The sequence below is a fragment of the Salinicoccus siamensis genome (genome assembly GCF_042429615.1).
Taxonomy (GTDB): domain Bacteria; phylum Bacillota; class Bacilli; order Staphylococcales; family Salinicoccaceae; genus Salinicoccus; species Salinicoccus siamensis.
In genome coordinates, this window is the sequence record NZ_JBHMAH010000010.1 from 18,032 (window position 1) to 30,649 (window position 12,618).

Annotated in this window: 10 protein-coding genes and 1 tRNA gene; 3 read left to right on the forward strand and 8 right to left on the reverse strand. The window is 52.7% G+C overall.

Annotation, left to right across the window (positions count from 1 at the left end; all coding sequences use genetic code 11):
- Nucleotides 1–21 precede the first annotated feature (21 nt).
- The 6 genes from ACFFLE_RS03935 to ACFFLE_RS03960 form a co-directional block, all read right to left on the reverse strand.
- Entirely contained in the window at nucleotides 22–1,377 is a 1,356-nt protein-coding gene (locus ACFFLE_RS03935; protein WP_380569849.1) for a TrkH family potassium uptake protein, read from the reverse strand.
- Between the two features lie 159 nt (nucleotides 1,378–1,536).
- A complete protein-coding gene (locus ACFFLE_RS03940) occupies nucleotides 1,537–3,207 on the reverse strand; it encodes a S1C family serine protease (RefSeq protein WP_380569850.1) in 1,671 nt (556 codons plus the stop codon).
- Between the two features lie 42 nt (nucleotides 3,208–3,249).
- The gene (locus tag ACFFLE_RS03945) at nucleotides 3,250–4,047 is read right to left on the reverse strand and encodes a MeeY/MeeF family manganese export membrane protein (RefSeq protein ID WP_380569851.1); all 798 of its coding nucleotides are present in this window, start codon (nucleotides 4,045–4,047) and stop codon (nucleotides 3,250–3,252) included.
- Between the two features lie 239 nt (nucleotides 4,048–4,286).
- Nucleotides 4,287–5,843 carry a peptide chain release factor 3 gene (locus ACFFLE_RS03950; RefSeq protein WP_380569852.1) on the reverse strand — a complete coding sequence of 519 codons (1,557 nt, stop codon included), beginning with the start codon at nucleotides 5,841–5,843 and terminating at the stop codon, nucleotides 4,287–4,289.
- 10 nt (nucleotides 5,844–5,853) lie between these two features.
- Nucleotides 5,854–6,093: a YueH family protein gene (locus ACFFLE_RS03955; protein WP_380569853.1), complete on the reverse strand. Its 240-nt coding sequence runs from the start codon at nucleotides 6,091–6,093 to the stop codon at nucleotides 5,854–5,856.
- A complete protein-coding gene (locus ACFFLE_RS03960; protein ID WP_380569854.1) occupies nucleotides 6,068–7,567 on the reverse strand; it encodes a UDP-N-acetylmuramoyl-L-alanyl-D-glutamate--2,6-diaminopimelate ligase in 1,500 nt (499 codons plus the stop codon). The genes ACFFLE_RS03955 and ACFFLE_RS03960 overlap by 26 nt, the downstream gene beginning before the upstream one ends.
- Before the next feature lie 62 nt (nucleotides 7,568–7,629).
- Between ACFFLE_RS03960 and ACFFLE_RS03965 the strand changes: the two genes are divergently transcribed.
- From ACFFLE_RS03965 to ACFFLE_RS03975, 3 genes are all read left to right on the forward strand, one after another.
- Entirely contained in the window at nucleotides 7,630–8,934 is a 1,305-nt protein-coding gene (locus ACFFLE_RS03965; RefSeq protein ID WP_380569855.1) for an MFS transporter, read from the forward strand.
- 82 nt (nucleotides 8,935–9,016) lie between these two features.
- A tRNA-Thr gene (locus tag ACFFLE_RS03970) sits at nucleotides 9,017–9,087 on the forward strand.
- Between the two features lie 108 nt (nucleotides 9,088–9,195).
- Complete coding sequence (locus tag ACFFLE_RS03975) at nucleotides 9,196–10,344, forward strand: CapA family protein (RefSeq protein WP_380569856.1); 1,149 nt, start codon at nucleotides 9,196–9,198, stop codon at nucleotides 10,342–10,344.
- 247 nt (nucleotides 10,345–10,591) lie between these two features.
- Here ACFFLE_RS03975 and ACFFLE_RS03980 read toward each other — a convergent pair whose 3' ends face one another.
- Nucleotides 10,592–11,572 (reverse strand): nuclease-related domain-containing protein, encoded by a 981-nt coding sequence (locus ACFFLE_RS03980; protein WP_380569857.1) that lies wholly within the window; start codon nucleotides 11,570–11,572, stop codon nucleotides 10,592–10,594.
- 140 nt (nucleotides 11,573–11,712) lie between these two features.
- Nucleotides 11,713–12,606: a UTP--glucose-1-phosphate uridylyltransferase GalU gene (galU, locus tag ACFFLE_RS03985; RefSeq protein WP_380569858.1), complete on the reverse strand. Its 894-nt coding sequence runs from the start codon at nucleotides 12,604–12,606 to the stop codon at nucleotides 11,713–11,715.
- Nucleotides 12,607–12,618 lie beyond the last annotated feature (12 nt).

The window sequence follows — 12,618 nt, forward strand, 5'->3', positions numbered from 1 at the left end:
ACTCCTCTCATTTGAAGTTTATCAGCCGATCAAGATGCGTTCTTTCGGATAATGGAAAGACAATTCCTTCTGCTTGCCGCCCATCGAGAACAGGAAGGAGATGAAACCGATCCGTCCGATGAACATGAAGATCATGACAACCACTTTACTCCAGTTGGTCAGATCCCCTGTAATGCCGGTCGATAAGCCCGTCGTACCGAATGCACTGGTGACCTCGAATATGATATCGATCAGGTCGAAGCGGCCGCCCTCAAACAGGACCACTGAAATGATGCCACTGAATACCAGGAAGACTGCCAGTATGATGACGGCGAATGCACGGCGCAGATCCTCACCGTCGACTTCACGGTTGAAGATGCGGATATCTTTGCGTCCCCGGCTGAACGAGATGAGGAACAGGATAAGCAGTGCGAATGTGGTCGTTCTGATGCCACCCCCGGCGGAACTTGGAGAGGCGCCGATAAACATCAGGGCACTCATGACGAGCTGTGTTGCATCACTGAACAGGCTCGGGTCGACGGTCGTCAACCCGGCGCTCCGGGTAGTCAATGAGGCGAACATGCTGTTCATCAACGTTTTGAACCATGAATCCTCCGAGAAGTAATTCGCTGATTCCATGACGAAGATAAAGAACGTCCCCACCAGGAACAAGACCAGGTAAGTGAGTGTCGTAATCTTGGCGAACAGCGTAAACCGGAAACTCCGTTTGCGCGACCGGAGGAAGCGGCGGACTTCTATCAATACTGGGTAACCGATAGCACCGAGCATGATCTGGATCATCACCGGCACCTGCAGTATGTAACCTTCCTCATAGCTGATCAATGAGTTGCCGAACAGGTCCATACCGCCGTTCGTTGTGGCCGAAACCGACAGGAACAGGCCGTTCATCAGGGAATAGTAGAAATCATTGGACTCTGCCATAAAATAGATGAAATACATCACCGCGCCGATCGTTTCGATGATCAGCAACGTCTTCAGTATCTCGATGACCAGCTTGACCGCTCCCGAGAATTTATACTGGTGGTTGTCGACGGCAATCTGCATGCGCTCCTTCAGGCCGATATGACGGCCGAACAGCACCCACAGCATGGTACCCATGGCCATAATGCCGACCCCACCAAGGTTCAGGATGACCATGATGACCACGTAGCCGCTCGTATTGAACGTTTCGGCGATCGTAATCGGGGTCAGGCCCGTCACCGACAAGGCGGAGGCTGCGACGAAAATCGTGTCGATCAGCGCCGTATCCTTCTCCCCACGGTAGAGGAAAGGCAGGCTCAGGACAGAACTTGCCACAAAAAGCGCAATCAGATAGTACAGAAAAATCCCGCGTTGGGGGGTGAGCGAGTCGAGGAAACGCTCCAACGATTTGAACATTGCAATCCCTTCTTTCAAAACCGTGCGGTTCTCATAAATACATCTTATTATCACGCACCCGATCAAGCTGTGTCAAGGTGACTTTCATACTGTTTGACAGTACCCTATCCACTACATTCCTACTCATATAAAAAAGCACCGGTCACCCGGTGCGCCACACTATTCCAGGGTGACGGTCGTTTCCTGCAGATTACCGTTGCGGTAATAGCCGACCGTCATCTCCTCTCCCTGTTCCTTTTCGTAATACAGATACTTCCTGAGTTCTATCATGTTCGCAATTTCATTGCCGTCGAACGATACGATGACATCGAACTGCTTGAGGCCGCCCGCGTCTGCCGGACTGCCATCCTCAACGTTGCTGATGATCACACCCGACTCCACATCATCAGGCAGGTTCATCTCATTGACCAGCACTTCAGCCGGTACCGTATAGAGGTCCTGCAGCAGGACGCCGAGGAACGGCCGGGAGATTTCTCCCTGCTCTTCAAGCTGGGTGGCAATCTCCTGCACTTCGTTGACAGGGATTGCAAATCCGATCCCTTCCACTGTCGGCATGCTGATCTTCATCGAGTTGATGCCGATCAAGTCACCTGACTGGTCGACCAGCGCGCCGCCCGAGTTACCTGGATTGATGGCCGCATCGGTCTGCAAAACGTTCGCCTCCCAGTCGTAGTTGCCGTCGTTGTCTATATCGACGGGCACACTGCGGTCGAGACCTGAGATGATCCCCTGTGACACCGAGCCTGAAAATGCCTGGCCAAGGGGCGAACCGATTGCGATTGCCGTTTCACCCACCTGGAGATCCGAACTGTCGCCGAACTCGATGGCATTTTCGATTTCACCGCGGTCCATACGCAATACAGCAAGGTCCGTCCATAGGTCGGTACCAACAATTTCAGCCGATTTCTGGGTGCCGTTCTCAAGTGTCACTTCGAGCTCCTGGGCCCCGTCAACCACATGGTTGTTCGTGACGACGTATGCATCTTCTTCCGTCAGCTTGTAGATGACACCAGAGCCGGTCCCCGCTTCTTCCGGTTCACTGTCAGTCTGCTGCTCAAGTCCAGGGAGGATGTCGCCGATCTTCTGGAGGTTGACGATCGAGACCACAGACTTGCGCGCCTTCTGGATGGCGGCCGTCGTATCCGAAACTTCTGCGTCACCGCTATTGTCGCCTTCCTGTTGATCGCCTCCCTCTTCTTGCTCACTCTGGTCATTCCCTGAGACGCCTCCAGCAGATTCATCCTGGTTCGTGTCGTCAGTGAATGCACTGAATAGGGCAAGTGCAATCAGGGCACCGATCAATCCGGCGATAAGCGGCAGGAGGATGGTGCTCAAACAACCACCCTTTCCACCTTTACGGCCGCCTCCGCGGCCTCCACGGCGCTCCCCCGGGGCAGTGGTCCCAGTCGGGCCCGGCTCAGGCGCCATATGCATGGTGTCTCCCACGTTCTCCGGACCGTTCTTGGCATCGGCACTTATGCCGTCTGCCGCATGATCGCGTGTATCAGGCCCCGTGTCTGCCTCTTTAGCGCCGTCGTCTTTGCCCTTGCTCCGCCGTGCACTTCCGGACCTGACATAGCCACCTGAAGGCGCCATATGCATGGTGTCCCCCATATTCTCCCGGCGAGCCTGCATATCTTCTGTGTTGCCGTCATTACCATAATCGTGCGGATTAGGTCCTTTGTACTCGACTGTGCTTTTATGGTCATCTATCTGACCCTCTACTTGTCCTGTCTGCTTCTCTTCATCACGTCCATCGCCGGCGTTGAATGTTCTTCGCTTACGGCGGTACCGGTCTTTCGGAATGATATGCTTCCTAGACTTGTCCAAAGGCGACCCCTCCTCATCAGTATTGCTTCAATTATAGAACGTTTATCTGTTTGTTTCCACTGATTCACCATCTTGATTGGCCCTATCGCTGCTGAGGAACCAGCCTGCAGCGATGACAACCGCCATGACGCTCCAGAAGATCAATTTCCAGGTGACTGAATGCGGAAAGGCTTCCGGTATGACGCCTAGTGCGTCGTGGGCGAGCGTCAGAACCGATAGTTTGACGCCGACCCAACCGACGATGACGAAGGCGGCGATTTCAAGGCCTGGCTTCTTGTTGAGCAGTTCGACGAACCAGTTGGCGAAGAACCGCATGATGATGACACCGATCAGGCCACCGACAAGCATTACGGTATACTGTCCGGCGTTGACGCCAAAGAAGTCGCCGCCGACTTCCGGGAGCGCCAGGGCAATTGCCGCTGCCGCCAAAATGGAGTCTATGGCGAAGGCGACGTCAGCGATTTCCACCTTGAAGACCGTCAGCCAGAAACCCGCTTTCTTCTTCGGCTTTTTGCCTTCGGCCGCCGCTTCATGTGCTGCTTCGTCCTCTCCCCCGCGCCAGATGGCATAGAGGTGTGAGATGGACACATAGAACAGGTAGATGGCACCGAGCGCCTGCATCCACCACCACTGGACGAGCCAGACGAGCAGCAGTATGGCGACCATCCTAAAGATGAAGGCCCCAAACAATCCATAGAACAATGCCTTCTTCCGTTCCTTGAACCCGAGGTGCTTGACCATGACGGCGAGCACCACCGCGTTATCTGCTGCGAGCAGCCCCTCGAGCACAATGAGGACGATCAACACCCATGAATACTCTAAAATTACTGCAAAATCCATTGACTTCTCTCCTTTTCCGAGTGAACGAAAAAAGACCTTGGTCGCATATCTCCGTAGAGATGCGGCCAAGGTCTCACGATACAATACAAAGTATTGCTCGATGCACCGGGAATTTCTCCGTCATGACGATGCATCGATGGGTCGCCCCATTCGTTACTCCCCTTTTCCGATTGGAAAGGTATGTTCTTTTAGTTACTTATTGAATATAGCCGATTCCGTTCCTGATGTAAAGCGAAAACCTACATCAGCGAATAGAGCCTGATGTCCGGGAATTTATCGCTGAACCAGCGCATGGCGAATTCGTTTTCGAACAGGAACACCTGGTTATCATAGCGGTCGAGCACAAGATTCGAACGGGATGAGTGCATGGCATCGGTGATGTCTTCTTCATTTTCAACCCATCTGGCAATCTTCTTGCCGATCGGTTCCATAATGACGTCTGTATTGTACTCGTTCTTCATGCGGTGCTCAAACACTTCAAACTGAAGCTGTCCGACCGCGCCGAGTATCGGCTGGTTCGTATGCATCGTCTTGTAGTACTGGATGGCGCCTTCCTGCACAAGCTGCTCGATTCCTTTGTAGAAATGCTTCTGCTTCATGACGTTCTTTGCCGACACCTTCATGAAGAGCTCAGGCGTAAACTGCGGCAGGTCTTCGAAATCGACCTTCTGGCCGGCGTACAGCGTATCTCCGATCTGGAAGGTTCCTGTATCATAGAGGCCTATGATATCGCCGGGATAGGCTTCATTGACCGTTTCAGTGTCATCTGCCATGAACATCGTGGCGCGTGCGACTTTGACTTTGCGGCCGGTGCGTGCCAGCCTGGCTTCCATGCCGCGCGTGAATTTCCCTGAGACGACCCGCATGAATGCAAGGCGGTCGCGGTGGCGGGGGTCCATATTGGCTTGGATTTTGAAGATGAAACCGCTGAAGTCTTCACTCTTCGGCGATACAAGCGACTCTTCTTTGGTCTTACGTGGCGTCGGCATTGGTGCATAGTCGACGTACGTATCGAGGAATTCCTCGATGCCGAATGTAGACAGCGCGGAACCGAAGAAGACCGGCGTCAGATCACCACGGGCGATTTTTTCATCATCAAAGTCATCGCCCGCTTCTTCAACGAGCATAAACTCCTCGATCGCCGTCTGGAACGCTTCATCTTCTTCGATGGCGTGTCCGCCGACCGGTGCGTAGTCTTCATCAAGCTGAATCGTATCATCTTCCCGGTAAGGGTTGATCGAGTGGTCTTTACGGTTGATGATGCCGAAGAAGGATGGCCCCATGCCGACCGGCCACGTCATCGGATATGTTTCGATATCAAGCGTCGATTCGATCTCTTCAAGCAGTTCGAACGGTTCCTTGCCGACACGGTCGAGTTTGTTGATGAACGTAAAGATCGGAATGCCGCGCATCTTACAGACTTTGAACAGTTTCAGGGTCTGGGGTTCGATGCCTTTCGCCGCATCGATGACCATGACGGCCGAGTCGACCGCCATCAGCGTACGATACGTATCCTCCGAGAAATCTTCGTGTCCCGGGGTATCCAGGATGTTGATCTTATAGCCGTCGAAGTCGAACTGCATGACGGAGCTGGTGACACTGATGCCCCGCTCCTGCTCGACCTTCATCCAGTCGGACGTGGCGAACTTGCCGCTCTTCTTGCCTTTGACGGTACCCGCACTGCGGATGGCGCCACCGAACAGAAGCAGCTTCTCGGTGAGCGTCGTCTTACCGGCATCCGGGTGGGAGATGATGGCGAATGTCTTCCGTTTTTCTATTTCTTGAGTAAAATCCATAATGGTCTCCTTACTTTCGCAAAATTGCGTGTACAATGTCCCGGGCGACTGCTTCAGCCTGATTTTCGTCCATCATGCTGAACAGATGCAGGACAAGTGTTTCGATCTGCTCTTCACTGGTCAACGACTGCGGGTATTCGATGCTGAAGTGGATATCCGGGAGGCTGATGATGAATGTTCCGCGCGACTCGGACTCATGGATGAAGACAGGCATGTTTTGCCCCTCAATCGATGATGTCGTCTGAAACATACTCATCCCTCCTGTACTTGCGGTAGGCGCAGTCCAGTGCAATCAGGTCATCGCGGTGGGGCACCTTTACATAGTCTTCCATGATCTGGTATGGCTCGCGGCCTTTGCAGGCGAGCACCACCGTATCCCCGGGCTCCGCCAGGGCGATTGCATATTCGATGCCTTCAGCCCGGTCCAGGAAGGTTCGGTAATTGTCGTGCGCCGCCCCTTCGGCGAGCGCTTCGACCAGCATGGCAGGGTCATCGTTGGCGGGGTTGTCGGGTGTGAATATCGCCACGTCGGCCCGCGTCGATATGTGGCCCATTTCCTTCGCTTTCGACAGATCACGTTCGCCGGTCATGCCGACCAGGAAAATCAATCTGCCGGTGACGAACGGCTCGATTGTGTCGATGATTTTACTGAGGGCGTCCGGTGTGTGGGCGAAATCGATGATGATGTCGATCGGCAGCGTGCGGTCGAGCACCTCGAGCCGTCCTTCCACGGGTGCCATGTCGCTGACTGCGCGGATGATGCGCGGCAGCTTATAGCCCTGCAGCCATTCGCTGATGATGGCGCACATCAGGTTCTGAATATTGAAGTGGCCGATGAAGGGTGATTCGACATGATACTGCCCTTCTGGGGTATTCAATGTGAATGTAAAGGCTTCAAGTGTGCCTTGGATATCCGATGGGTAGAAGTCGGCTGCGTCGGTCATGCCGTAGGTGATGACCTCATGCGGCGTCATCGCGCGATAGCGCGCCGACCAGGGATCGTCCTCATTGAGGATCGCATATTTCGGATCTTTGACATTCTGGCCCATCTGGGAGAACAGCAATCCTTTCGTGTAGCCGTATTCATCCATTGTATTATGGAAGTCGAGATGATCCTGGGTCAGGTTGGTGAAGATTGCGATGTCGTAGTCGATGCCGAACGTCCGGCCGAGACCGAGGGCATGCGACGATACTTCCATCGTGAAGACTTCGGAATCCCGTTCGCTCGCTTCCTTGATCCTTTTATGGAGCCGGGTCGTTTCAGGCGTCGTATTGGTGCTGGCATAGCGGTCGTCATTCACCACGAAACCGTTGGTTCCGAGGTAGGCGCTGTTCTTGCCGAGCGCACGGCTTAGATTGTGGATCATCGTAGCGACGGTGGTTTTGCCGTTCGTGCCCGTCACCCCGATCATCGTCTGGGTTTCATGGGGGAAGCTGTAGATGTATTCCGAGAATAGGGAAGCCACCTTGACGGGGTCTCTGACGACGAGGAGCCCGACATTTTCTGGCAAATCGGCATAACGGTCTGTTACGATGAAGCGGCACCCTGATTCCATAGCCTGCGGAATGAAATCGAAGCCATCGACCTGATGGCCCCGCACCGCTACGAATATGGCATTTCCATCCACTTCACGGGAATCCATGGAGATGTGCGCTACCGTTTCTGGAAATTCCCCGTATGTCTTTTTAATTTTCAGTAGGGAAATCAATGTCTTCGAATTCATTTTTCCTGCCACCTTTCAACTTTTATATTATACAATAGAAGAATGTTCTTTAATAGTGGGAATTGACAGAAGGGCAAACCGTTCCGTATCATCTGAACAATGATGACAACCATAAAATGCAGCGTCTTCATGCCCGTACAGGAGCTGACGGCGTTATAAAAGGTGACATAATGACAACCAATACAAAAAAGAAACGATTCTGGAAACTCGCTTTCATACTGTGCCTGACGGAAGTCGTCCGGGGCATGTTCATACTCAGCTACCTACCGGCCCTGCCGACGATCGGCATCATTTCACTGAGCCTATCGTCCATCGTCATCACGATGCATTATGTATTCGATGCCGTGACCAACATCTGGCTTGGTTTCATCATGCGTAAGATCGGTGCCTGGTGGACGATGTTCCTGAGTTACCTCGTCGGCGTCGGTGCCATGGCGCTCGTCATGTTCGATCAGAGCTTCTACTCGCTTTTGATCGCAGCATGCCTGCTCGGCATCAGCGTCTGTCCGATCTGGATCATCGCATTATCCAATGTGCAGGATGAAAACCGCGGGCGGGAAATGGGCCTCATCTTCTTTTCCTGGCTCTCCGGCCTCGGTGCCGGCATGGTCATCATGAACTTCCTGATCGGCATATTCGATGCTGCGGCGGTCGTTGCGATGGTGATCGTCTTCGCCCTGAACTTCATCATCTTCCTGATCCTGCCAGGCGACTACAAAGTAGAGACGCATGGGGAGGCCACCGCGAGCCGCCGCAAGCGCCGGCTGCCGCTTGGCGAGACGTGGGAGATCCTGCGCCATCATATGCGCAACATGCCCGGCATCATGCTTCAGGGGCTCGGCGTCGGCATGCTGCTGCCGGTCCTGCCGACGTACATCACCTCGCTGCTTGAATTGAACTATTTTGAATACACGTTCTTTATCCTGATCGTGTTCGGCCTCGTCGGATTTTCAATGACCGTGTTGAGCCGGGCACTCGATGCCCATACAGAGCGGTTCACCCGCACCGTCATCGTCGGCGGCTTCTTCATATACGCAGCTGGCGTCATCTGGTTCAGCACACTCGAAACGGTGTGGCTGATCTTCATCATCGCAAGCTTCATCGGGCTTTCCTACGGCATCATGCTGCCTGCATGGAACAAGTATCTCGCCGGCAGCATCGGTGCAAGCAGTAAGGAAGAGTCCTGGGGTGTCATCAGTTCCATCCAGGGAATCGGTGCAATGATCGGTCCGGTCCTTGGCGGCCTGACGGCAGATATATTCGGGACGGTGACCGCCACACTTACGGCCAGCGGATTGATCTTCATCATCCTCTTCCTATACTACGGCGTCCTTTTCTTCACAAATTGGCGCACAGCCCGACAATAGTGTCAAAATGACCCTTGCCAACTTCCAAGACGCATGATAATATGAATGGTGTTTGGCGGACCTAATCCGACCAACCCATCCAGCCGGTATAGTTTAATGGTAAAATACCGCCATGGTAAGGCAGAGCTGCGAGTTCGATTCTCGCTACCGGCATTTGTGACTTCCCATCCATTTTAGGATCGGGAAGTTTTTTTATGCAATCACTGGTTATATATGTGCCTTCATTGTAGAATCAATATAAAAGACAAGGGGGATTTATATATGTTGAAGATGATGATGCTTCTGATGCTCAGCCTCCCTTTTGGTGATGCTGACTACGAGGCGCATGCTGTATATGATAAAACGCTCGAACAGATATCCGGAGACGCGATACATAACGTGGTCGAGACCCATTTCGACCTTGAGACATCCTTCAACTTCGCCGCAACGGGTGATGTGCTGATACATGACCACCTCTATGAAGATGTCGAGACCGAATCAGGCTACGACTTCACCTCACGGGTCGATGAGGTTGCGCCTTATCTGCAGGATAAAGATCTCGTATTCATGAACCAGGAGACCCCGATCGGCGGCGAGGAGTTGCGATTGAGTGGCTATCCGATGTTCAACGCGCCGCTTGAGGCTGCCGATCTGCTTGAACATCTGAATGCAGACATCGTCTCACTCGCCAACAACCATACGCTCGACCGCAGCACTGAAGGAGTCGAACGTACAACTGATATTTTGAAGGAGAAAGGGATAGAATATGTCGGGGCGAATGTCAGTCCAGAAGACCGGAAGCGCCAGCGCATCATCGATGTTGAAGGGGTGTCGGTCGGCTTCCTCGCCTACACCTACGGCACGAACGGCATCCCGGTTCCTGAAGGGGAGGACCACCTCGTCAATCTGATTGATATGCTGACGATTTTATCCGATATGGAAGACTTGCGGGATGAAGTCGATATGCTGGTTGTCAGCATGCACCAGGGGAATGAGTACGAGGAGTTCCCGAGGGATGAACATGTCCAGCAATTTGAGCAGATCGCCGATGCCGGGGCCGACATCATACTGGGCCACCACCCACACGTGCTTCAGCCCGTCGACATCTATGAGCGCGAGGACGGTGAGGAGACTGTGATCGCCTACTCGCTCGGCAATTTCTTCAGCGCCCAGCAGAGTCTGGAGACGAAGCTCGGCGGCATAATCGGCTTTGACATCACCTACAGTGGAGGCGATGAAGACATCTCCGTCGATGCGGTGAAATTCATGCCTACCTATATGCACAGCAATGAGTTCGATGACTTTGAACTCGTTCCGCTGACCGACGCCACCGAGTACGGCCTCAATGACGCCGACGGCGTCTATCAGGATGTCAGCGACCATATGAAATACTATACCGACGAAGTCGAAGTCGTCGAATATTTGGAATAGACATATTGAACCACTTCCATCATGCGGAATGCGCCGCTTGTGGGAGTGGTTTTATTTTGTTGCGGGGTGATTGATTAGGTAACTCGCCTTCGTTTGGGCGACGAACGAGAATTGGAACGTTAACTCGCCTTCGTTCCGGCGACGAACGAGAATTGGAACGTTAACTCGCCTTCGTTCCGGCGACGAACGAGAATTGGAACGTTAACTCGCCTTCGTTCCGGCGACGAACGGGAATTGGAGACTCAACTCAAATTTGAGAGGGTTTCTTCTCATATCTTGATTTATACTGCTTGATTGCCAATAATTCTTCAAGATAGTGTGTTTCGACAGTGTATGCTGCATGTTTGCCTCTTTTTATGGCTATGCAATATTTCGTCAGGGCGTGTTCTATACATCTGAGCCCAACCTGATCGGCAAGCATCCACCGGATCTGCTTTTTATCCATGGAAGCATCGGGAAATAGATTGGAATGATCGACTATAGCGCGCACGACCAGCCGCTCGGTGGTTTCGTGGTGGCCGCACTGCCGGCATTCGACTGCATACCTTTTAATCGATAAATCAACGGCGCTACAGCGGGCACAGCGAATCCCTGGCTTTATACGGCTGGGATCGAGTTCTGGGACGCGCATCGGGTCATCGATGATACATGACTTGATGGTCTCGGCGACGTCCGATGCTTCTCTACTGGCATACCCTGCTGCAATATCCGCCATATAGGGTTTCAGCATTGTCCGGTTGATGATATGCCGGTCATCTGTTTCTGAATCAGAGGTGAGGTTAAAGTCGGGATTGATGAAAATGACTTTCCCGTCAATCTGAAATGAATGCCCGCCTTTCGACCTTATATGTGTCAGCTTGCCGACAGTCCGCCTCACCTGGGCGACCGGGTCTTCAGAAATACGGTAGCCGTTGACTGACCATACAGCATTTTCCAGCCGATATAACCCTGAATAATTTTTTATCTCATTCACAGTCACTTGGCCGTCATCAATAATAAGCACATCTGCCTGGAGCACTGCATTTCCGACCTGTAGCCAGATGTCCCGGAAAATCAACAGGTGATCATGGCCGGCCGCTTCCCACAGCGCGTCATAGGCCCTCTCACCTTCGAAGCCCCGACGCAATGCCCTAAGCCTTTTCACTTCCTGTCCCGTCAAGCTACAGCGCACTTCCAACGCTTCGTAAAACAGGAGCTCCTTTGATTTTCTTCTATCTGTTATAAACATGACATGCACCTCCTACATAATATATGGAGGAAAATGCCTGATTTGCTCTTTTTATTTTGACTAATTTTACACTTTGAAGATAAAAAGCGGCACCCCATGCGATTCCCCGGAATTTTGGGGCATGGACTGCCGCAGTTTTTCTATTCTCTTATCCTGTCGTAACGCTTCAGGGAGTCTTCCATAAATTCAAGCAGTTCATCGCGCATATCGGATTTAAGCGCATATTCCATCGTCGTTTTGACGAATCCGGCCTTGTCGCCGACGTCGTAACGTGTGCCTTCGAAATCAACGGCATGGACATCGCCGCCCGACTCGATGATCGCCCGGATGGAATCGGTCAGCTGGATTTCACCGCCTGCTCCAACTTCCCCTTTTTCAAGATGATCAAAAATCTCAGGCGCAAGAACGTAGCGTCCCATGATGGCGAGTGTGGAATCCGTTACGCCCGGGCCCGGTTTCTCATGCATATCGGTCAGATGGTAAAGGTTATCCTTTTGGCCATCGTATTCGACTATCCCGTAGCGGGAAGTCTCCTCTGCCGGCACCTGCTTCACACCGATGACCGAACTTTGGCATTCTTCGTAATGGGCGATCAGCTGGCCGATGGCGGGCTTTCCGCCTTCATTATCGGCGATATCATCCCCGAGCAGCACGGCGAACGGTTCGTCCCCGATGAACTGCTTGGCAGTATGTATGGCATGTCCGAGCCCTTTAGGGGATTTTTGTCTGACATAGAAGATATTTGCAAGTCCGGTCGCATGCTCAACCTTCTCAAGCAACTCGTACTTCCCCTTCTCTTTCAAGTTCATTTCAAGTTCCAGCTGATGATCGAAATGATCTTCAATGGCACGCTTGTGCTTGCCGGTGACGATGATGATATCTTCAATACCCGCTTCGACCGCTTCCTCCACTATATACTGGATCGTCGGCTTATCGAGGATCGGCAGCATTTCCTTTGGCATGGCCTTGGTCGCCGGCAGGAACCGGGTACCGAGTCCAGCCGCTGGGATGACCGCTTTTCTTACTTTTTTCATTTATGAAGCCCC

What these genes read in the sequence shown, in the direction of transcription:
- ACFFLE_RS03945 (WP_380569851.1), bottom strand. Translation starts at nt 4,047, where the DNA reads ATGGATTTTGCAGTAATTTTAGAGTATTCATGGGTGTTGATCGTCCTC.
- ACFFLE_RS03975 (WP_380569856.1), top strand. Translation starts at nt 9,196, where the DNA reads ATGTTGAAGATGATGATGCTTCTGATGCTCAGCCTCCCTTTTGGTGAT.
- ACFFLE_RS03960 (WP_380569854.1), bottom strand. Translation starts at nt 7,567, where the DNA reads ATGAATTCGAAGACATTGATTTCCCTACTGAAAATTAAAAAGACATAC.
- ACFFLE_RS03980 (WP_380569857.1), bottom strand. Translation starts at nt 11,572, where the DNA reads ATGTTTATAACAGATAGAAGAAAATCAAAGGAGCTCCTGTTTTACGAA.
- galU (WP_380569858.1), bottom strand. Translation starts at nt 12,606, where the DNA reads ATGAAAAAAGTAAGAAAAGCGGTCATCCCAGCGGCTGGACTCGGTACC.
- ACFFLE_RS03935 (WP_380569849.1), bottom strand. Translation starts at nt 1,377, where the DNA reads ATGTTCAAATCGTTGGAGCGTTTCCTCGACTCGCTCACCCCCCAACGC.
- ACFFLE_RS03955 (WP_380569853.1), bottom strand. Translation starts at nt 6,093, where the DNA reads ATGTTTCAGACGACATCATCGATTGAGGGGCAAAACATGCCTGTCTTC.
- ACFFLE_RS03950 (WP_380569852.1), bottom strand. Translation starts at nt 5,843, where the DNA reads ATGGATTTTACTCAAGAAATAGAAAAACGGAAGACATTCGCCATCATC.